At 47.0% G+C, this 20,219-nt stretch carries 19 protein-coding genes and 1 other RNA gene; all 20 read left to right on the top strand.

Annotation, left to right across the window (positions count from 1 at the left end; all coding sequences use genetic code 11):
• The first annotated feature begins 7 nt into the window (after nt 1-7).
• The 20 genes from ACHAL6_RS13660 to nagB all read left to right on the top strand — a co-directional run bounded on the left by ACHAL6_RS13660 (nt 8) and on the right by nagB (nt 19,963).
• Nucleotides 8-1,771 carry a V-type ATP synthase subunit A gene (locus ACHAL6_RS13660; RefSeq protein ID WP_395271223.1) on the top strand — a complete coding sequence of 588 codons (1,764 nt, stop codon included), beginning with the start codon at nt 8-10 and terminating at the stop codon, nt 1,769-1,771.
• On the top strand, nt 1,764-3,152 hold the full coding sequence (locus ACHAL6_RS13655; RefSeq protein WP_395271222.1) for a V-type ATP synthase subunit B: 1,389 nt from the start codon (nt 1,764-1,766) through the stop codon (nt 3,150-3,152). The genes ACHAL6_RS13660 and ACHAL6_RS13655 overlap by 8 nt, the downstream gene beginning before the upstream one ends.
• A gap of 2 nt (nt 3,153-3,154) precedes the next feature.
• Nucleotides 3,155-3,793, top strand: coding sequence for a V-type ATP synthase subunit D (locus ACHAL6_RS13650; protein ID WP_395271221.1), 639 nt, complete (start codon nt 3,155-3,157; stop codon nt 3,791-3,793).
• Between the two features lie 190 nt (nt 3,794-3,983).
• Nucleotides 3,984-4,250, top strand: a complete 267-nt coding sequence (locus tag ACHAL6_RS13645; protein WP_395271220.1) for a DUF1292 domain-containing protein — start codon at nt 3,984-3,986, stop codon at nt 4,248-4,250.
• Nucleotides 4,243-4,638 (top strand): hypothetical protein, encoded by a 396-nt coding sequence (locus tag ACHAL6_RS13640; RefSeq protein ID WP_395271219.1) that lies wholly within the window; start codon nt 4,243-4,245, stop codon nt 4,636-4,638. The genes ACHAL6_RS13645 and ACHAL6_RS13640 overlap by 8 nt, the downstream gene beginning before the upstream one ends.
• An 88-nt stretch (nt 4,639-4,726) precedes the next feature.
• Nucleotides 4,727-4,923, top strand: a non-coding RNA gene (gene ssrS / locus ACHAL6_RS13635) — 6S RNA.
• Nucleotides 4,924-4,985: 62 nt separating this feature from the next.
• Nucleotides 4,986-5,177, top strand: coding sequence for a DUF896 domain-containing protein (locus ACHAL6_RS13630; protein ID WP_395271218.1), 192 nt, complete (start codon nt 4,986-4,988; stop codon nt 5,175-5,177).
• A gap of 15 nt (nt 5,178-5,192) precedes the next feature.
• Nucleotides 5,193-6,122, top strand: a complete 930-nt coding sequence (hprK, locus tag ACHAL6_RS13625) for an HPr(Ser) kinase/phosphatase (protein WP_395271217.1) — start codon at nt 5,193-5,195, stop codon at nt 6,120-6,122.
• A 104-nt stretch (nt 6,123-6,226) separates the two neighbouring features.
• On the top strand, nt 6,227-6,664 hold the full coding sequence (locus tag ACHAL6_RS13620) for a Fur family transcriptional regulator (protein ID WP_395271216.1): 438 nt from the start codon (nt 6,227-6,229) through the stop codon (nt 6,662-6,664).
• A gap of 161 nt (nt 6,665-6,825) precedes the next feature.
• Entirely contained in the window at nt 6,826-7,497 is a 672-nt protein-coding gene (locus tag ACHAL6_RS13615; protein ID WP_395271215.1) for a response regulator transcription factor, read from the top strand.
• 1 nt (nt 7,498) lies between these two features.
• The gene (locus ACHAL6_RS13610; protein WP_395271214.1) at nt 7,499-8,527 is read left to right on the top strand and encodes a sensor histidine kinase; all 1,029 of its coding nucleotides are present in this window, start codon (nt 7,499-7,501) and stop codon (nt 8,525-8,527) included.
• A 113-nt stretch (nt 8,528-8,640) separates the two neighbouring features.
• Entirely contained in the window at nt 8,641-9,324 is a 684-nt protein-coding gene (locus tag ACHAL6_RS13605) for an ABC transporter ATP-binding protein (RefSeq protein WP_395271213.1), read from the top strand.
• Entirely contained in the window at nt 9,321-11,984 is a 2,664-nt protein-coding gene (locus ACHAL6_RS13600; protein WP_395271212.1) for an FtsX-like permease family protein, read from the top strand. Before ACHAL6_RS13605 ends, ACHAL6_RS13600 begins: the two co-directional genes overlap by 4 nt.
• Nucleotides 11,985-12,182: 198 nt before the next feature.
• Nucleotides 12,183-12,761: a histidine phosphatase family protein gene (locus ACHAL6_RS13595; RefSeq protein ID WP_395271211.1), complete on the top strand. Its 579-nt coding sequence runs from the start codon at nt 12,183-12,185 to the stop codon at nt 12,759-12,761.
• Between the two features lie 101 nt (nt 12,762-12,862).
• Nucleotides 12,863-13,747, top strand: coding sequence for a DMT family transporter (locus ACHAL6_RS13590; RefSeq protein ID WP_395271210.1), 885 nt, complete (start codon nt 12,863-12,865; stop codon nt 13,745-13,747).
• Nucleotides 13,748-14,026: 279 nt separating this feature from the next.
• Nucleotides 14,027-15,439: a PTS mannitol transporter subunit IICB gene (locus tag ACHAL6_RS13585; protein WP_395271209.1), complete on the top strand. Its 1,413-nt coding sequence runs from the start codon at nt 14,027-14,029 to the stop codon at nt 15,437-15,439.
• A 70-nt stretch (nt 15,440-15,509) separates the two neighbouring features.
• The gene (locus tag ACHAL6_RS13580) at nt 15,510-17,573 is read left to right on the top strand and encodes a BglG family transcription antiterminator (RefSeq protein ID WP_395271208.1); all 2,064 of its coding nucleotides are present in this window, start codon (nt 15,510-15,512) and stop codon (nt 17,571-17,573) included.
• 4 nt (nt 17,574-17,577) lie between these two features.
• Nucleotides 17,578-18,006, top strand: coding sequence for a PTS sugar transporter subunit IIA (locus ACHAL6_RS13575; RefSeq protein ID WP_395271207.1), 429 nt, complete (start codon nt 17,578-17,580; stop codon nt 18,004-18,006).
• Nucleotides 18,007-19,161, top strand: a complete 1,155-nt coding sequence (locus tag ACHAL6_RS13570) for a mannitol-1-phosphate 5-dehydrogenase (protein WP_395271206.1) — start codon at nt 18,007-18,009, stop codon at nt 19,159-19,161.
• A gap of 76 nt (nt 19,162-19,237) precedes the next feature.
• Nucleotides 19,238-19,963, top strand: a complete 726-nt coding sequence (gene nagB / locus ACHAL6_RS13565; protein WP_395271205.1) for a glucosamine-6-phosphate deaminase — start codon at nt 19,238-19,240, stop codon at nt 19,961-19,963.
• Nucleotides 19,964-20,219: the final 256 nt, after the last annotated feature.

Genomic DNA, 20,219 nt, shown 5'->3' with positions numbered 1-20,219 from the left:
CGCTCTAATGAAAGTCGGAAAAATAATTAAAGTGTCCGGCCCCCTTGTTGTTGCAGAGGGTATGGATGAAGCCAACGTCTATGACGTGGTTCAAGTTTCAGATAGAAAGCTCATTGGTGAAATAATCGAAATGAGAGGCGACAGGGCATCCATCCAGGTTTATGAAGAAACCACTGGAATCGGACCTGGCGAGCCTGTATATACAACAGGAGAACCTCTTTCCGTGGAACTGGGACCTGGACTCATCGAGTCCATGTTCGACGGAATACAGAGACCTCTGAATGCAATTATGGACCTGGTGGGAGATTTTCTGGAAAAAGGAGTGGTTGTACCATCCCTTGACAGAGAAAAGTTATGGAAATTCACACCAACGGTGAAGGTCGGAGATGAAGTATCCCAGGGGGATGTCATCGGAACCGTTCAGGAAACCACCGTTGTGCTTCACAAAATCATGGTGCCTGCCGGCATCTCCGGAACAGTGAAGGAAATCAAGGAAGGCGAGTTTACAGTCGTGGATACAGTATGCGTACTGGAATCCGGCGAAGAACTCATGATGATGCAGAAATGGCCGGTAAGAAAGCAGAGAGGATATGAGAATAAAATCAATCCCGACGAGCCTCTTGTTACAGGACAGAGAGTCATCGATACCTTCTTCCCCATCACAAAGGGAGGAACCGCTGCGGTTCCAGGACCTTTCGGATCCGGTAAGACCGTTGTTCAGCATCAGCTGGCCAAGTGGGCGGATTCTGAAATCGTGGTCTATGTAGGCTGCGGGGAACGTGGAAACGAGATGACGGACGTTCTTCTCGAATTCCCGGAAATCAAAGACCCGAAGACCGGTGAATCTCTCATGAAGAGAACCGTTCTCATCGCCAACACATCCAACATGCCTGTGGCAGCCAGAGAGGCTTCCATCTATACAGGCATCACCATAGCGGAATACTTCAGAGACATGGGCTACAGCGTAGCCATCATGGCGGACTCCACATCCAGATGGGCGGAAGCGCTTAGAGAAATGTCTGGTAGACTGGAAGAAATGCCTGGTGATGAAGGATATCCTGCATACCTGGGTTCTAGAGCCGCTGAGTTCTATGAAAGAGCGGGTAAGGTCAGCTGCTATGGCAGCGACAATCGTATCGGCGCGCTGACCATCATCGGTGCGGTATCCCCTCCAGGAGGAGATATTTCCGAGCCGGTTTCCCAGGCGACGCTTCGAATCGTCAAAGTGTTCTGGGGACTGGATGCAAGCCTTGCTTACAGAAGACATTTCCCAGCCATCAACTGGATGAACTCCTACTCCCTCTATCAGTCAAAGGTAGACGGATGGATGGACATCAATGTGCACGAGAACTTCTCAGAGAACAGAATCAAGGCCATGACCCTTCTTCAGGAAGAGTCCTCCCTGCAGGAAATCGTAAGACTTGTAGGACGTGATTCTCTGTCTGAGACCGACCAGCTGAAGCTGGAAGCATCCAAATCCATCAGAGAAGACTTCCTGCAGCAGAATGCGTTCCACGAAGTGGACACCTATGCATCTCTTGACAAGCAGAACCTGATGCTGGACCTGGTGCTGCACTTCTATGATGAAGGACTCAGAGCTCTTAAGAACGGCATCTATCTCAGTGATCTCATAAATCTTGATATCAGAGACAGGATTGCCAGAGCAAAATATCTTGACGAGTCGGATCTTAAAAAGATTGCAGACATCAAGGTGGAACTGACAAAGATCATTGATGATCTGATTGCAGAAGGAGGGATCCTGAATGCTTAAAGAATACAGGACAGTAACAGAAGTCGTAGGACCTCTTATGGTTGTCGAAGGTGTGGAAGGCGTCAAGTACGAGGAACTCGTGGAGATCGAAATCCAGACCGGAGAAAAAAGAAGAGGAAGAGTACTTGAAATCGATGGCGACAAAGCCATGATCCAGCTCTTTGAAGGATCCACAGGAATCAACCTGAAAGGGACGAAAGTAAGATTCCTTGGCAAGCCTCTTGAACTGGGTGTTGCGGAAAGCATGATCGGTCGTATCTTCGATGGTCTAGGAAGACCAAAAGACGGCGGCCCTGAAATCATTCCGGATCAGAGACTGGACATCAACGGTGTGCCCATCAATCCCGTGGCAAGAGACTATCCGTCAGAATTCATTCAGACTGGAGTTTCAGCCATTGACGGACTGAACACACTGGTTCGTGGACAGAAGCTGCCGATCTTCTCAGGTTCAGGTCTTCCTCATGCCGACCTTGCAGCGCAGATTGCAAGACAGGCGAGAGTGCTTGGCAAGGGAGATAAGTTCGCGGTGGTCTTCGGAGCCATCGGTATCACCTTCGAAGAAGCGCAGTTCTTCATAGACGACTTCAAGAAGACAGGAGCCATCGACCGTGCGGTTCTCTTTATGAACCTGGCCAATGACCCTGCCATTGAAAGAATCGCGACCCCAAGAATGGCACTGACCTGTGCAGAATACCTGGCTTTCGAGAAGGGTATGCATGTACTTGTCATCCTTACTGATATCACAAACTATGCGGAAGCGCTTCGTGAAACTTCAGCAGCAAGAAAGGAAGTGCCAGGTAGACGTGGATATCCGGGATACCTGTACACTGACCTTTCCACCCTGTATGAAAGAGCGGGAAGAATCAAGGGAAGAGGCGGCTCCATCACTCAGATTCCGATCCTGACCATGCCTGAGGATGACAAGACCCATCCTATTCCTGACCTTACAGGGTACATCACAGAAGGGCAGATCATCCTTTCCAGAGATCTTTACAAGAGAGGAATCGAGCCACCTATTGATGTACTGCCATCCCTGTCCAGACTGAAGGATAAGGGTATCGGACGTGACAAGACAAGAGAAGACCACGCAGATACTATGAACCAGTTGTTTGCAGCCTACGCCACCGGTAAGGAAGCGAAGGAGCTTGCAGTCATCCTTGGTGAATCCGCCCTGTCCGAATCGGATAAGGCCTTTGCGGATTTCGCGGAAGCTTTTGAAAAGAAGTATGTCAATCAGGGATATGAGACCAACAGAGAAATCACCGATACGCTGGACCTTGGCTGGGAACTTCTGAAGATCCTGCCAAGAAACGAGCTGAAGAGAATCAGAGATGAATACATAGACAAATACATCCCTAAGGAAACCGAAGGAGTTGAGTAACCATGGCTGTTCTAAATGTTAATCCAACTCGTATGGAATTAACCAAACTGAAGGCAAGACTGGCTACTGCAACTAGAGGGCATAAGCTCCTTAAAGACAAGCAGGATGAACTGATGAGGCGTTTCATTGAGATGATCAGAAGAAACAAGACCCTGCGTGAGAACGTGGAGAAGGAACTGATCGAAGTATTCAAGGAATTCCTTGTATCCTCTGCAATCATGAGTCCGGAATTTCTCGAAGAAGCTGTGGCTCTTCCCAAGGAAGAGATCACGGTGGATATCAGAAAGAAGAATGTCATGAGTGTAAATGTCCCTGTGATGAACTTTGTCAGAAAACTGGCAGAGGACCCTGGCAGCATCTATCCTTATGGATATGCACAGACCTCTTCGGAGCTGGACGATGCCATTTCAAGGCTTTACGCCATCATGCCGCAGCTTCTGGACCTGGCGGAAGTGGAAAAATCCTGTCAGCTCATGGCTGATGAAATCGAAAAAACCAGAAGAAGGGTAAACGCGCTGGAATACAGAACGATCCCTGAGCTTCAGGAAACCATCAAATTCATCCGAATGAAACTGGATGAAAATGAAAGAGGTACCATCACAAGGCTCATGAAGGTAAAAGAACTGATTCAGAAAGCCTAAAGAAAGAGATACTTAAGAAGAGATCAGAGCGGAATCCCGCTCTGATCTCTTTTTGCCGAAATTGAAGAAAGGACTCTGAATTCAAAGAATCGCAGTATCACCTTCATAATGTTTGGTCGGCGCGCTAAATATTTCTTGAATAGTGACTTGTCTTAATGATATCATCTAAGTGTGATAGGAGTTGATTAAATTGGAAGATAAAAATATCCTGAAGTTCAAGGACGAAGACGGAAATGTTGTAGAACTGGAAGCTGTTGCGGAAATATATCTTGAAAAACAGAAGTATCTCATACTTGCACCACTGGAAGAAGAAGCCGGGGATGAGTATGTTTACCGTGTAGATGTGGACAAAGAAGGAAACGAAGAACTCAATGCCATCGAGAAGGATGAGGAGTTCATGCGCGTGAAGAAGGAATATAAAAATCTGTTATACAGTGAGGGTGGAAAAGATGAATAAAGACAGTATCATGGAATATCTGGAGAATAATGGATTATCGGATCTTGATATCCTAAGAGAGGAAGAGGGGCTTCTGGTCGCTACCGCTTATTATGATTTTGATGACGACGAGATGGAAGCCGGAAAGGCTTATGCCAAGAATCAGGTGGAAGAAGGAGACGAGGAAGCTGTCTATAATGAATACCTGACGGGCTATCTGGTGGACCTGGCAGTGGACAATCTTGGCGAAATCATGGAAGAGCTCATTGAAGAGGAAGGGATTGATGCACAGTACCTGACCTATGAGCTGGAAGCCGATGAAATGGATAGCATTCAGGTGGCTATGCTGTTCTCCAAGGGAGATCTGGACAGCGATCTGGAAGACATTCTAGATGAACTGGAAATGTAGAAAACACTGATAAGTTCACGGAATATTGGGAAAATTCAAAAGAGCCCGTGTTGAAAAATACGAGATTTGTGTTATAATATACTTAAATAAGATCCTGAAATGTACGTGTAGCCTATATATTCAACCTACATAACTAATCCGGGATTGCTAACAGAGAAAATGATATCAGGCTATAAAGGTAGCTACCTTTTCCTAGGGACATTAGAAGATAAAGAATTTTCTTGAGGCGAACCCACCTGCTGAGGCAGGTATGGATCCATAGGTGAACGGCATGTCGGGAAACTTAAATGATTATAATTGCTCTGCTTCCCAGCAGGGCAATTTTCATGTATACGGAGGAATGAAATATGATGGATAAGATACCACATGATGAACTTGTGGCGAAGATAAATGAATTCACCAAGATCTCAAGAGACAGGGATCTGACGGAAGAAGAAGCGAAAGAGCGTGCAAATTACAGAGAAGAATACTTAAGAAGAATACGCCAAAGCGTTCGGGGCAACCTGTCCGGCGTGGAATACAAGGGAAATAAAAAATAGATCGGAGGAAAACGCATGTCAGTGAAAGTGAGAAATCTCATCAAGGACTTTGAACTGGAAGTTCTTAATGAGGGTGCCATCAACAGTGAGATAATGATCAACGATATCAACAGGCCAGGACTTCAGCTGGCAGGTTTCTACAACTATTTTTCAAGAGAACGTGTTCAGGTCATCGGTATGGGAGAATGGAGCTTTCTGGACGAGCTGATTCCAGCACTCAGGGAGAAGAGAGTGGAGAAATTCATGTCCTACGACATTCCCTGCGTCATCATGACAAGAGGTCTTGAGCCTCACGAGGAGCTGATGGATGCGGCAAGGAGAAACAAGAAGTGGATTCTTCGTACAGACCTTTCCTCCACCATCTTCATTTCCAGACTGACCATGTACCTCTCCAATGAGATTGCACCGGAAACAAGGCTCCACGGAACCCTGGTGGATATTTACGGCATGGGTGTGTTTATCACGGGGGTCAGCGGCATCGGTAAAAGTGAAGCCACACTGGAACTTTTAAAAAGAGGACACAGGCTGGTGGCGGATGATGCAGTGGACATCCGAGCCGTGGATGGTGTGCTTCGGGGGAGATGTCCTGAAATCACTTTCGGCATGATGGAAGTGAGAGGTCTTGGCATCATTGATGTATCGGCGCTTTACGGACTGTCCACCATGATTCCGAACAAGCGGATCGACTTCATCATTCATCTGGAACACTGGAGAGATGATGGTGATTACGATCGTCTGGGTATGGATGAATTCGAGGAGATCCTCGGGGTCAAAGTGAAGAAGCTGGTGGTGCCGGTGAGAAGCGGAAGAAACATCTCCATCATCATCGAAGCGGCAGCGGCGAATTTCCGCTACTCCAGAATCTCCAAGGTATCACCTGCTGAAGTCATTGACGAAAGAATGCGTGAAGTCAGCGAAAGAAACATGAAAGAGGAGCAGGACTAGAATCGGATGATAATTGAGCGCCATTATTGATTGCACTTGAAATTATTCTGGTTTTACTTTATAATTAAACTAAATTAAAATCATTATAATTAGAGGTGAAAAATATGGTAGTGAATAATATTGATGTTTACCTCAGAGATAAAGGCGTAAAACCATCTTATCAGCGAAAGAGAATTTTCGAGTATATGATGAACAATCATAATCATCCATCCGTGAATGATATCTATGAAGCACTGATCAATGAGATTCCAACCTTAAGCAAGGCCACCGTATACAATACGATGAACCTGTTTCTGGAACATAAGCTCATAGAAGTGCTTCCCATCGATACGAACGAAGCGAGATATGATGTGTTCAATCCCAAAGAACACGGACATTTCAAATGTGATGTCTGCGGAAAGATCTTTGATGTGAACATCAAAGTGAACGTGGAAGAACTTTCAGACGATCTGGCGGGATTCAGAGTGGACAGTGAAGTCTACAATTTTCATGGCGTCTGCAGAGAATGTCAGGAGAAAGCGCAGGAAGAAAAGGCCATCTGAGATGGAACAAAGGATATTGTGAAGTGGAAGAGATTCCGCTTCTTTTTTTTGTTCAGAATTTTGAGGATTATAAGAAGTTTTTCAGTTTGTTTCTTCAGAAGTTGTGGTAAAGTGAAACATATAAACAGAACCGGCAGTGTATTATTATTTAGGAGGCGGCTATGCATAGAATTCTACTGGTGGAAGACGATCCTGCCATTGTGACAAATCTTGTGGATATTTTGAAAAGAGAAGGTTTCCTTGTGGACACCGCATCGGGGCAGCGGATCGCACTGGAACACATGGAAAAAGAGAAATATGATCTGTGTCTTCTTGACATCTCCTTAGAAGAGGGCAACGGCTTCGCTGTGTGCCGCGCCATCAAGGAGAAGGAAGATACCCCTGTGATCTTTCTCACGGCCTCAGGGGACGAATACAGCGTTGTAGCGGGCTTTGATATGGGGGCGGATGATTATGTGAAGAAACCCTTCCGGCCCAGAGAGCTGATTTCAAGAATCCGAAATGTGCTCCGAAGAACAGGCAGGCAGCAGACGACGATGGAAATCGGAAATCTTCTGGTGGACCCTGAAAAGGCGGCTGTGCGGAAAAACGGGGAGGAGATCTTTCTTTCCGCCCTGGAATACAGACTGCTTCTGGTGTTTCTCAATCACCGCGGCATGGTGCTCTCAAGGGCAAAGCTTCTGGAAGAGATCTGGGACATCGCCGGGGATTTTGTCAACGACAATACCCTGACGGTGTACATCAAGCGCCTGAGAGACAAGATCGAGGAAGATCCGCAGCATCCATCCATCATAAAGACCGTCAGGGGTCTGGGCTACAAGGTCGGTGAATGAAATGAAGTTTCTAAGAAATCCGGAAGTGAGAAGACTGCTCCTCCTGGAGGGTCTGTTTGCCGTTCTGGTCATCTTCATCGGTTTCAGCATCACAAGAGAAACAGGGCTTCTGCTGATTCTGGTTTCAGGGGGGTTCATTCTTTCTCATCTTCTCTATACGATGAAAAGGTATAGGAACATTGCAAAACTCACGGAGGAAATGGATGATGTGCTCCACAAGGAGCAGTTTTCTCCCATCTCCGCCTATGAGGAAGGGGAACTTTCCATCCTGAGAACCCAGATCCATAAGATGAACAAGAAGCTGGAGGAGCAGCGAGGGGAACTGCTTCATGAGAAGATCTATCTGTCTGAATCACTTGCGGATATTTCTCATCAGATCCGTACACCGCTCACGGCGCTGAATCTCATCGGGGATCTCCTTCTGGAAGAGCATCTGGATACAGGAAGAAGAAAATCTCTCGTGAAGGAGCAGATGAAGCTTCTGGATCAGATCGACTGGCTCATCAGCGCCCTTCTGAAAATGGCGAAGCTCGATGCCAATACAGCGAAGATGTCAAGAGAGAAGGTTTATGTGAGAGAGCTCATCAAAAGAGCGGTGGAGCCTCTGGCCATCGCCATGGATGTGAAGGATCAGGAGCTCCTTATCGAGCAGGAAGGGGAGGAAAGCTATATGGGCGATCTTCACTGGAGCGGCGAAGCGCTGCTTAACATCCTGAAAAACTGCATGGAACATACACCCATGGGAGGTGTTCTTAGGATTTCGGTGACAGAGAATGTCCTGTTCACGGAAATCGTCATCCGTGACAACGGGCCAGGAATCCATAAGGAGGATCTGCCGCACCTTTTTGAGCGCTTCTACAAAGGAAAAACATCCAGTCAGACCAGTGTGGGCATAGGACTTGCTCTTTCAAGAATGATCATCACTCAGCAGGGTGGGACACTGAAAGCGGAGAACAATGCTTCAGGTGGTGCAGGATTCACCATCCGTTTCTATAAGGGGAAAACACAGGAGCTGAAGGAGAGCGTGTAGCGCTCTACCCTCAGCTCTTTCCAATGTGACGATTCTGTAATATTTGAGTCATGAACCTGTAAGGTTCCCTCTTTATGATGAGAGTATAAGTAATAGGATCAGGAGGAATAATCATGGAAATTCTAAAAGTGGAAAATCTCACCAAAACCTATGGTGATGGTATAAATCAGGTCAAAGCCTTGGATGATGTGTCATTTGGCATCGAAAGGGGGGACTTTGTGGCCATCATCGGACCGTCGGGCTCAGGAAAATCCACACTGCTTCATATTCTGGGTGGCGTGGACAAGCCCACATCTGGAAAGGTGTTCATGGACGGCAGCGATGTCTACAGTCAGGATGACGAGAAGCTGGCCATCTTCAGAAGAAGACAGGTAGGACTCATCTATCAGTTCTACAATCTGATTCCGGTGCTGAATGTGGTGGAGAACATGACGCTTCCGGTGCTCATGGACGCAAGGGCTGTCAATGAGGAAAGGCTCAGTGAGCTTCTCGGCACCCTGAGCCTTCATGGACGGGAGAATCATCTGCCCAATCAGCTTTCCGGTGGACAGCAGCAGAGAGTCTCCATCGGACGTGCGCTGATGAATGCGCCGGCGGTGGTGCTGGCGGATGAGCCTACAGGGAATCTCGATTCAAAAAACTCCCAGGACATCATAGAGCTCCTGAAGGAGTCCAACAGAAAATACAACCAGACGCTGATCATCATCACCCATGATGAAAACATCGCCCTTCAGGCCAACCGGATCATCTCCATCGAAGACGGTAAGATCACGAAGGATGAGGTGATCCGCAGATGAATATTCTCAATAGAGTCACGCTGAAGAATCTGATGAAAAACAGGACCAGAACCCTTGTGACCATCATCGGAATCATTCTATCCGTATCCCTGTTCACTGCAGTGACTACTTCTGTGAACAGTCTTAAGACCTATATCATAGAAGTGACCAAGGAGCAGGAGGGGGATTTTCACGGCGGCATATTCGACGTGGATGGAGAGAAACTGAAGGAGATCGTTGGCGATGAAAGAGCAGAGATGGTTACGACCATCCAGAACATCGGCTATGGAATCATTGAGGGAATCAGCAATGAATACAAACCCTATCTGTTCGTCGGTGCCATGGACAAGGAGTTTTCCGGCATGATGCCCGTGAATCTTCTGGAAGGAAAGATGCCAAAGAGCAGCAGGGAAATCATTCTGCCGGATCACCTTGCAACCAACGGTGGTGTGGACTACGCCATCGGTGATGTGATTACGCTGAATATAGGAGACCGTGTTTACGAGGGTATGAAGCTTCGCCAGACGGAGAGCTACATAAGCGATGGGGAAGAACTGACAGAGGAAAGCACCAGAACCTATACGGTCACCGGAATCTATGAAAGACCCTCCTTTGAAGGATATGATGCACCGGGATACACGGCGATTACCCTTCCAGATGGAGCGGGTCCGGACAGCTTTGATGCATACATCAGAGTGGATCCCATGAAGGATACCTATGAATTTCTGGAGGGATTTACTGACTATAAGACCAGAGTGAACAGCGATCTTCTGAGATTTTCGGGAAACTCCAATGAGAACACCCTGAATGCCGTGCTGTACAGCATGGTGGCCATACTTTCCGCCATCATCATGTTCGGCTCCATTTCACTGATCTACAATGCTTTTTCCATCTCCATCAGTGAGCGGACAAAGCAGTTCGGTCTTCTGAAATCCGTAGGCGCCACAAAGAAGCAGATCATGAGCAGTGTACTGTTTGAAGCTCTGGTTCTCAGCGGCATCGGGATCCCTCTAGGAATCCTTCTGGGTATCTCCGGCATCGGCCTGACCTTCACCTTTTCCAAGGATGTGCTGAATTCCTTATGGGCAGGGGGCACAAAATCAGAGCTGATCTTGAGGATTTCTCCTGGATCCCTTATGATCGCAGCTGGACTGGGGCTTATGACAGTGCTTATTTCAGCCTGGATTCCTGCCAGAAAGGCGGCGAAGGTCTCTGCCATTGATTCCATCAGGCTGACGGACGACATCAGAATCAGACCTGGGAAGGTGAAGACGTCAAAGCTCACCTATAGACTTTTCGGATTCGACGGTATGCTGGCGTCCAAGAACTTCAAACGCAACAAGAGAAAATACAGAGCCACAGTGGTTTCACTCTTCATGAGTATGGTGCTCTTCATCTCAGCTTCCAGCTTCACCTCCTACCTGAAAAAAGGTACAGAGCAGGTATTCGACGAAATGAAGCATGACATAACCTATTACCTGACTCCTGCCCAGGAAGAGAGTCCCGAAGAGGTCATGGCACTTCTGTCAGCGGTGGATGGTGTCAATGACACGTCCTACGAGTACAGTGATATGTATTCGACGCTTCTTGTGCCATCTGACGTGGTCAGTGAAAAATACAGTGCGCTCATCGATCAGAGCTATTACGAGGAGACCTTGAAGCCGCAGGATGGAGAAAGCGTTGTGAATATGCATATGATTTTTCTGGACGACGAGAGTTTCAGGAAGCTTCTTGCAGAGAATGGTTTATCTGAGGAAGCGTATCTGGAAGGCGAGCTGCCCAAAGCGCTTCTCTACTCTTCAGGAAAAATCTATGACTCCGGAGATTCCAGATATCACACCTTTGATGTGGTGAAAAACGGATCCTTCTCCGCCAGGCAGGTGGAGATCCCCAATCTCCATGAGGACAGATACTTCACTGGAGAAGAAAGGGACGGAAAGCTTGTCTACAGTAACGGAGAGGGAGAAGATGAAGTCCTCTATGCAAGGGAGGATGTGATCATCGAAAGAGAGCTGGAACTTGGAGTCATCATCAGCGAAATGCCCATGATGAGCTATAACACCAATGGTTCGGAACTGAAAGTCATTTATCCGTTCAGTGCCATGAAAAGAGTCATAGGAGAACCTGAAAATGGTGCCATTAATCTTTATTTTGAAGCGGAGGATCATGCGGAGGTATACACTGAGATGACGAAGCTTCTGAAGGATGCGGATATATCCTTCACAAACCTTGTGGATCAGGCTTCCTACATGGATCAGAACAGAGCCATGATCACCGTCATCAATATCTTCTCCTACGGATTCATCATCCTCATCTCCCTCATTGCGGCAGCCAATGTCTTCAATACCATTTCAACGAATATTCATCTGAGAAGAAGAGAATTCGCCATGCTGAAGACGGTGGGGATGACCACTAAGGGTTTCAATAAGATGATGACCTATGAAAGCATTCTCTATGGACTGAAAGGAATCCTCTACGGCATTCCTGTGGCCATCGGCGTCACGTATCTCATCTACATGTCCATGAGCAACGGCATCGATTTTGCCTTCTTCATTCCCTGGATCCCTGTGTTCCTGGCGGTGGGCAGCGTATTCCTTGTGGTCTTTGCCACCAGTATATACGCCATGGATAAGATCAGAAAGGACAATCCCATTGACGCCCTGAAGAATGAAAATATCTGATTCAAGCCTTAGCCTGAGAGAAATCTCAGGCTTTTCTCATTGGAAGATGGTTACAAGACAGGCACGAGAAAAAATCAGAGTATTCTTATGCTGGCGGATTTCAGAGGGGAAGGATATTATTTGCATCAAAAGGGTGGTCTCGCGGAAGCGAATGTTGTAGAATGTTCTTAATTTGAATAATTGGATCTGGAGGAGAATATGACTGAAATCTATCTGGTACGACATGCGAAGCCGGACCATAGCTGGGAAGAAGATGAAACCCGTCCGTTGACAGACGAGGGAAAGACAGATACTAGAATCGTTGCGGATTTTTTCAGGGAGATCCATGTGGACTTTTTCCTTTCCAGTCCTTATGTGAGAAGCGTAGACACCCTAAGACCCAGTGCGGCGGAGAAGAATATGACCATCGCGACGGATACCAGGCTCAGAGAACGGGAAAAGGGGCGGAACGGGAACAGTCCTGAGATGTTCAGAAAAAGATGGGCGGATTTTACCTTTCATGAAGAGGGTGGAGAGTCCCTCGAAATGGTGCAGCATCGGAACATGGAAGCCCTGGAAGAGATTCTGGAAGAAAGAGAGGGGCAATCCGTTGTCATCGGCACCCATGGCACAGCTATGAGCAGTATTCTTCATCATTATGACCCAGCCTTTCAGGTGGATGATTTCCTGAGAATCATCGATTTCATGCCTTACATCGTCAGGCTTACCTTCCAGGGGAAGACCCTGAAAGGAAAGGAAGAACTGCTTCATCTGAAAAAGGAATATGATGGAAAATAATCACCTGCAATTATTCCGATTGCTATTGACCGGAAAAGGATTTCAGATGATAAGATGGATGTGTAGTCGTAAAGAAGTATTGATAAGGATGGAAAGTGTGTATGAACAGATTTAAAGGGGAAATGGGACTGATCCTTGTTTCCATAGTATGGGGCAGCGGCTTCATCGCCACAGCCATAGGCCTCGATTATATGAGCACCTACGAGACACTGGCAGGAAGATTTCTGGTGGCTAGTATTCTATTGGGTGCCTTCAATTTCAGAAAGATCCGAAGCATCAGCAGGAAGACGCTCAAGAGAGGGATGATTCTCGGGGTATTTCTTTTCACGGCCTTTGTGCTTCAGACCTTAGGTCTTGAATTCACGACAGCATCGAAAAATGCCTTTCTCACGGCAGTAGGTGTAGCGGTGGTTCCTTTCATCGGCTATCTCTTTCATAAAAGAGCACTGGTGAGGATGGACATCATCCGGGCGGCGGTGGCCATGACTGGTGTAGGGCTGATTTCCTTCCAGTGGTCCGGTGGCATCAACATCGGGGATTTTCTTAGTTTTCTCTGCGCCTTCGCTTTTGCCCTCCACATCTTCTATACAGGAGAATTCATGGAAGAGGAGGATGCACTGACCCTGACCATGGTTCAGATGATCACTGCTTTTGTGCTGTCCATGACGGCAGTAGCCGTAAGAGGAGATTCTCTTCTGGGACAGGACCCCAGAGGATATCTGGCGGTTCTTTACCTGGGTATTTTCAGCACCACCATCTGCTTCCTGGTCATGACCATTTCACAGAAGTATACTAAGCCGGCGAGAGCGGCGGTGATCATGTCCACAGAGTCCCTTTTTGCCATGGTGTTCTCCATTCTGATTCTTCATGAAGCGGTCAGCGTCAGAATGATCTTCGGTGCCCTTGTCATATTCCTGGCCATTGTGCTGCCTCAGAAAGAGGAAGAGGTGGTCCAGGCCAAAGTTCTTGGGAAAGACGCGGTCTGATTTCTCGTCAGTCAGTAAGCTGTATTCGTATATTGTAAGGAATGTAAAATCCCTTTTGTCATAGGAGATGTGACAAAAGGGATTTATGTTTTGATTGTTTAATAAATGAAAACGTAATAATATGTAAATATAAACAAATATAACGTTATCTTTCACGACATTTGCATCCGGATGCGAGAAAAAGTGTCGACGCGGCTGAACTGATTTACTTTCTTGACTGATCATCAGGTTTGTATCTTTATCGGGAATTATAGAACTTATTAAGAATGGAGGATTAAAATGGAAAAGAAATCTGGAACAAAAGCTGGTATTCAGAAGTTTGGAGCATACTTAAGTGGTATGGTCATGCCGAATATCGGTGCATTCATTGCATGGGGACTTATCACCGCATTATTCATCCCAACCGGATGGCTGCCTAACGAAAGACTGGCAGAAATGGTTGGACCGATGATCACGTATCTTCTGCCACTTCTCATCGCCTATTCCGGTGGTAAACTCGTTTATGATCACAGAGGTGGAGTCGTTGGTGCAGCAGCTACCATGGGTGTTATCGTGGGAACAAGCATTCCGATGTTCCTGGGTGCCATGATCATGGGACCTTTAAGCGCATTCCTCATAAAGAAAATCGACGGATTATTTGAAGGAAAAGTGAAATCCGGTTTCGAAATGCTTGTGAACAACTTTACAGCAGGTATTCTTGCTACAGTGCTAGCGATTCTGGCATTTTATGTGTTCGGACCTGTAGTAGAAGCCCTGAACAATTTCCTGGCATCAGGCGTAGACGCCATCATCAATCTGGGGGTACTTCCACTGGTGCATCTGTTTGTGGAACCCGCCAAGGTGCTGTTCCTGAACAATGCCATCAATCACGGAATCTTCACACCACTTGGCGCACAGCAGGCTGCAGAAGCTGGTAAATCCATCATCTTCATGCTGGAATCCAATCCAGGACCTGGTCTTGGTATTCTGCTTGCCTACATGTTCTTCGGAAAAGGACTTTCCAAGGCATCCGCTTCCAGTGCGGCAGTGATTCACTTCCTGGGTGGTATCCATGAAATCTACTTCCCATACATTCTGATGAAGCCTATCCTGATCGTTGCAGCCATGGCTGGTGGTGCAGCGGGTACGCTGACCTTCTCCCTGCTGAACATCGGGCTCAATGCGGCTCCATCACCAGGATCTATTTTCGCCTACATTGCCATGACACCTAAGGGAGACTTCTTCGGAATGTTCCTTGGAATCATTGTGGCAGCGGCTGTATCCTTTGTCATTGCAGCAGCCATTCTCAAAGCATCCAAACAGGATGAAGGAGATATGGAAGGCGCAGTGAGCAAGATGGAAGAAATGAAGGGCAAAGAAAGCTCCGTAAGAAGCACACTGACTTCATCTGCAAAGAACTACAAGGACGTGCATAAGATCATCTTCGCCTGCGATGCAGGTATGGGATCCAGCGCCATGGGCGCATCCATTCTGAAGAAGAAAGTGAAAGAAGCGGGAATCAGTGACGTGGATGTCACAAACCTCGCCATCAATAATCTTCCTTCTGATGTGGATCTTGTGGTCACCCATAAGGACCTCACCGATCGAGCAGAAAAGATGGTTCCAGGCGCCATCCACGTATCCGTGGACAACTTCCTGGGCACAACGAAGTATGACGACATCGTAGAAGACCTCAAGAAGAGCAAAATGTAGTATAATTGATTCAAGAAGGCGGGCCGAGGCCTTGGCCATGGCCCGTAAATTAATAAGGAGGTGCAGTGATTTGTATATAACAGCGAGGGAAAGACTCATTCTGGGTATTCTGCTGGAATCACAGCACCTCTTTGTTTCCTTGAATGACATATCAACGGAACTTGATGTGTCACTAAGGACTGTACAAAGAGAAATCAAATTTCTGGAAGATACACTGGCGGAATCGGATCTGACTCTGGAGAAGAGAATCAATGAGGGGATCCGGATTGCAGGCAGTGATGATCATATTCTGAAGCTGAAGGAAGCGCTGAAAAGCTATTCTGATTTCGAACTTCAGAGAAACGAGCGCAGCCTCGTCATATTCCATGAGCTTCTGAAGACGGATACCGTCAAGTCCGGCTATCTGAGTTCCATATTGGGGGTCTCTTCCAAGACCCTGCAGCAGGACCTGGATTTCTTTGAAGAGGAAATCCGGTATTCGCATCTTTCCCTGACGAGAAAACCCGGCTATGGTCTTTCGCTGGAAGGGAAAGAGAAAGACAAAAGGATGTGTTTTGTGCATCTGGTTCTTCAGAGGCTGGAGCAGAGTCCCATCTTTTCCCTGAAGGAAGGAGAGTTTCTCTCTCTTGACAAAAATGACCGGATTTTCACCATCCTGGATGCCTCAAGGCTGGAGACCATTGAAAAAATCCTTCTGGATGAGATCAGAAAGCTTCCTTTCAGGCTCACGGATCTGGCCGTATTTGAGCTTCTGCTCTATCTGCATCTGGCAGTGACGAGAATGAAGGGAGAATGCTTTGTGGAAAGGAAGAGCGTCCTATCAGACAGTGACGAGAAAACCGTCGCTCTTTCCTTGTATTCCAAGATTTCAGAAGAGCTGAAAATTGAAATTCCTGAACGCGAAATCGACTTCTTCGCAACCAATCTCAGAAGCGCCAAACGGGTGCGGAGTCAGGAGATTGATGAAAATGTGGAGCTTTCCACCCTGGCCAATGAGCTGATTGATTCCGTTTCGGAGGCCACAGGATACTATTACAATAAGGACAAAAAGTTTTTTGATGCGCTGGTTTCCCATCTGGAACCGCTACTGAACCGTATAAACGACGGAATCACTGTGCTGAACCCCATCAAAAAGGAAATCAAAGAGGATTACGGAGTGCTTTATGGGACACTGGAGAGAATTCTCAAGGAGAAATTCCGCGAAGTGGAAATCAGCGAAGATGAGATCGGATTTCTGACGCTGCATTTTGCCTCTGCCGTAACTGAACTGAAGGAAGCGCCGAAGGTGTCCACACTGGTTGTGTGCACCAGTGGCATCGCCACTTCAAGAATGCTGACAAAGAAGCTGTTAAGCAAGTTTCCTCAGCTGACCATCATCGAGCAGGGATCCATCTGGGATCTCAAGAAGATGAATATGGAAGAGTTCGACCTGATCATTTCCACTGTAGGCATCAACGGAGCGGAATTTGAGTACATTCAGGTGAGCCCCATGCTGTCAGAAGAAGATGAAAGAAAACTGGAGAGAGTGGTGAACAATAAGCTTCTGATCTCTTCCAAGAGAAGACTGAAAACAGGCGGGACCTCTTCCGCAATAGAGGGAGAGCTGAATCTGCTGCCGCTCATTGAATCCATGGAAGGCGGAAACAAGGTGATTCGTGATCTCCTGTCAGGTTTCAGTATGCTTCCTACGACAGCAGCGGACCTCAAAGAGCTTCTGGAGACTGCATTTCGGTCCACACCGCTACCTGAAGATGCGGTGGAATCGGTGAAGTCGATGCTGCTTGAGAAGGCGGAGCATACGGGTTCTGCTCTTCCAGGCACAAAGATTGCGCTGGTTCATGGAAGAAGCAGCGCCCTTAAGGGAACCATCTTCGGAGTCTATCGGAATGACCACCCCATTGAAATTCTCGGCATGGATTCAAAGCCCATGGATGTGGAGACCGTACTTCTACTGGTGGCACCTGAATCTCTGGGGGAAATGGAGCTGGAGCTTCTTTCCACCATCAGTATCGGCCTGCTTGAGAAAAACATCGTATCCGTCTATGAGGAAGGAAATGAAAGTGAAATCCTCTCCTTACTGCAGAAGCACCTGAAATACACATATCTGGAAATAACAAATCGAATCTGGAGGTAGTAAAATGAGTACAATTTTAACAATGGATAACATCAGACTGAATGAAAAATTCGACAGCAAATACGACGCGATCAAAATGGCGGGAGAGCTTCTTGTAGCCGGTGGGTACGTCAATGTACACTACATCGAGGAGATGGTGAAGAGAGAGGATCTTTCCACCACCTATATCGGCAATGACATTGCCATCCCTCATGGAACGGAATCAGCCAAGAACGATGTGCTGGATTCAGGAATCAGCGTGATTCAGGTGCCTGAGGGTGTTGACTTCAACGGAGATAAGGCCAGAGTGGTTTTCGGCATCGCCGGTAAGGATAATACGCATCTGGAAATTCTTGCGAACATCGCTGTTTTCTGCTCGGACATGGAGAATGTGGAAAAACTGGTGAAGGCTGAAACGAAAGAAGAAATCATGGATCTTTTAGGAGGTATTTAAATGAATGCACTACATTTCGGTGCTGGTAACATTGGAAGGGGATTTATCGGACTTGTTCTTGTGAAAAACGGTTTCGAAGTGACTTTTGCCGATGTGGCGGATGCGCTCATAGATGAAATCAAGGAAAAAGGGGAATACACCGTAATCCTCGCAGATGAAAAAAGAGAAAAGATTCATGTGGAGGGGGTTCATGGCATCAACTCCAAAACAGAACATGCGAAGCTGAAGGATGCGGTGATCACCGCTGACATCATCACCACAGCTGTGGGACCCAATATCGTGCCCATCATCGCAAAGACGCTTGTGCCTGGAATCAAGGAAAGGCTGGCAAGAGCGGAAGTGAAGCCTTTCAGCATCATCGCCTGCGAAAATGCCGTGGGAGCTACAGCCATTCTGAAGGAAGCCTTGCTTAAGGAGCTGGATGAGGTGGAAAAAGCCAATGCGGAAAAGTACATCGGATTCCCCAATTCTGCGGTGGATCGAATCGTACCACTTCAGACCAATGAGAACATGCTGGATGTCCAGGTGGAACCCTTCTTTGAATGGGTCGTTGAAAAGGGAGCCGTCAAGGGAGATCTCCTTGACATTGAAGGCGTCCATTATGTGGAGGACCTTACACCTTATATTGAAAGAAAACTCTTCACAGTGAACACCGGTCATGCGGCAACTGCCTATTTCGGCCTGAAAAACGGCTATGAAACAGTACTTCAGGCCATCAGTGATGCACATGTGGAGAAGATGGTCAGAGGCGTCTTGTCTGAAACGTCCTTCTATATCACGGAAACCTACGGATTCGACAAGAAGGAGCATCAGGCTTATGTGGATAAGATCATAGGCCGCTTCAAGAACCCGAATATATCAGATGAACTAGTCAGAGTGGCAAGATCTCCAATCAGAAAGATGTCCAGGAAGGATCGCTTTGTTGCTCCGGCGCTCGGGGTACTCGAGCTCGGGAAAAAACCGGAGAATCTAGCAAGAGCCATTGCAGCTCTGGCCAGCTCAAAGAATGAGAACGATCCTGAAAGCGTTGAACTGAATCAGTATATCGACAAACACGGTCTGAAGGATACGCTTCTGAAATACGCAGAACTTCCTCTGGACTCGGAACTTACAGATCTTGTGCTTAAAGCGTACAATCACATTCATCAGAATTAAATTGCGTTAACATTATCTCAGGAACATGTTAGAATGGAAGTGAAGACAAAAGAATAACATGAAATGAGGTAATCAGATGAATTTTAGAGTATTTGATTCTTATGAAGAAGTCAGCGCATACAGTGCAGAGCTTCTGGCAGAGGTCATCAGTGAGAAGGAAGATGCTGTGCTAGGGCTCGCCACAGGATCCAGTCCTGTGGGCATGTACAAGGAACTGATAAAGCTCCACGAAGAAGGAAAGCTCGATTTCTCCAAGGCGAAGAGCATCAACCTGGATGAGTACGTAGGTCTTGACGGAAGCCATGACCAGAGCTATCGCTATTTCATGAACACCAATCTCTTCGATCATGTCAACATGGACAAGAAGAATACCTTTGTTCCAGATGGCACGACAGATGATCTGATGGAGGGTGCAAGGAAATATGATGAACTCATCGAATCCATGGGTGGAATTGATGTTCAGGTACTGGGAATCGGGCCCAATGGTCATATCGGATTCAATGAGCCTGCAGATGAGCTGAAAATGAATACCCATGTGGCAGAACTGACGGAAGAAACCATCCAGGCCAATGCGAGATTCTTCGCGTCGGAGAAGGATGTTCCTACCAGAGCGGTAACCATGGGTGTAGGTCCGATCATGAAGGCGAAGAAGATCATCCTCATCGCTTCAGGAGAAAACAAGGCATGGGCAGTGAAGAGTCTTGTGGATGATGTGATCACTACAAAGATTCCTGCTACACTTCTTAAGCTGCATCCGGATGTGACAGTGGTACTGGACAAAGAAGCGGCAGGTATGCTGTAATATTTCATGGAAAAGAAATAAAGAATAAAAGAAATCCGGAGATGACTAGCGCATACTCCGGATTTCTCTTTGGAACACCCGCTGATATATTACTTATGATTAAATATGTTAACTAAAACTAATAATTCCACAGAATTCAGAGGCTGCACAAGGAAAGAGCGAAGAGACCGGATCATAAGATCAGTCACTTCGCTCTTCTTTGTGCGCCCGGCATGGGCGATAACTTGGTGGTGAAAGTCCACTACGCACTCGGTAG

The organism is Proteiniclasticum sp. C24MP (assembly GCF_043951855.1).
Lineage (GTDB): Bacteria > Bacillota > Clostridia > Clostridiales > Clostridiaceae > Proteiniclasticum.
This window is presented reverse-complemented; position numbering and strand designations above follow the sequence as displayed.

What these genes read in the sequence shown, in the direction of transcription:
- ACHAL6_RS13660 (WP_395271223.1), top strand. Translation starts at nt 8, where the DNA reads ATGAAAGTCGGAAAAATAATTAAAGTGTCCGGCCCCCTTGTTGTTGCA.
- ACHAL6_RS13655 (WP_395271222.1), top strand. Translation starts at nt 1,764, where the DNA reads ATGCTTAAAGAATACAGGACAGTAACAGAAGTCGTAGGACCTCTTATG.
- ACHAL6_RS13650 (WP_395271221.1), top strand. Translation starts at nt 3,155, where the DNA reads ATGGCTGTTCTAAATGTTAATCCAACTCGTATGGAATTAACCAAACTG.
- ACHAL6_RS13640 (WP_395271219.1), top strand. Translation starts at nt 4,243, where the DNA reads ATGAATAAAGACAGTATCATGGAATATCTGGAGAATAATGGATTATCG.
- ACHAL6_RS13630 (WP_395271218.1), top strand. Translation starts at nt 4,986, where the DNA reads ATGATGGATAAGATACCACATGATGAACTTGTGGCGAAGATAAATGAA.
- hprK (WP_395271217.1), top strand. Translation starts at nt 5,193, where the DNA reads ATGTCAGTGAAAGTGAGAAATCTCATCAAGGACTTTGAACTGGAAGTT.
- ACHAL6_RS13620 (WP_395271216.1), top strand. Translation starts at nt 6,227, where the DNA reads ATGGTAGTGAATAATATTGATGTTTACCTCAGAGATAAAGGCGTAAAA.
- ACHAL6_RS13615 (WP_395271215.1), top strand. Translation starts at nt 6,826, where the DNA reads ATGCATAGAATTCTACTGGTGGAAGACGATCCTGCCATTGTGACAAAT.
- ACHAL6_RS13610 (WP_395271214.1), top strand. Translation starts at nt 7,499, where the DNA reads ATGAAGTTTCTAAGAAATCCGGAAGTGAGAAGACTGCTCCTCCTGGAG.
- ACHAL6_RS13605 (WP_395271213.1), top strand. Translation starts at nt 8,641, where the DNA reads ATGGAAATTCTAAAAGTGGAAAATCTCACCAAAACCTATGGTGATGGT.
- ACHAL6_RS13600 (WP_395271212.1), top strand. Translation starts at nt 9,321, where the DNA reads ATGAATATTCTCAATAGAGTCACGCTGAAGAATCTGATGAAAAACAGG.
- ACHAL6_RS13595 (WP_395271211.1), top strand. Translation starts at nt 12,183, where the DNA reads ATGACTGAAATCTATCTGGTACGACATGCGAAGCCGGACCATAGCTGG.
- ACHAL6_RS13590 (WP_395271210.1), top strand. Translation starts at nt 12,863, where the DNA reads ATGAACAGATTTAAAGGGGAAATGGGACTGATCCTTGTTTCCATAGTA.
- ACHAL6_RS13585 (WP_395271209.1), top strand. Translation starts at nt 14,027, where the DNA reads ATGGAAAAGAAATCTGGAACAAAAGCTGGTATTCAGAAGTTTGGAGCA.
- ACHAL6_RS13575 (WP_395271207.1), top strand. Translation starts at nt 17,578, where the DNA reads ATGAGTACAATTTTAACAATGGATAACATCAGACTGAATGAAAAATTC.
- ACHAL6_RS13570 (WP_395271206.1), top strand. Translation starts at nt 18,007, where the DNA reads ATGAATGCACTACATTTCGGTGCTGGTAACATTGGAAGGGGATTTATC.
- nagB (WP_395271205.1), top strand. Translation starts at nt 19,238, where the DNA reads ATGAATTTTAGAGTATTTGATTCTTATGAAGAAGTCAGCGCATACAGT.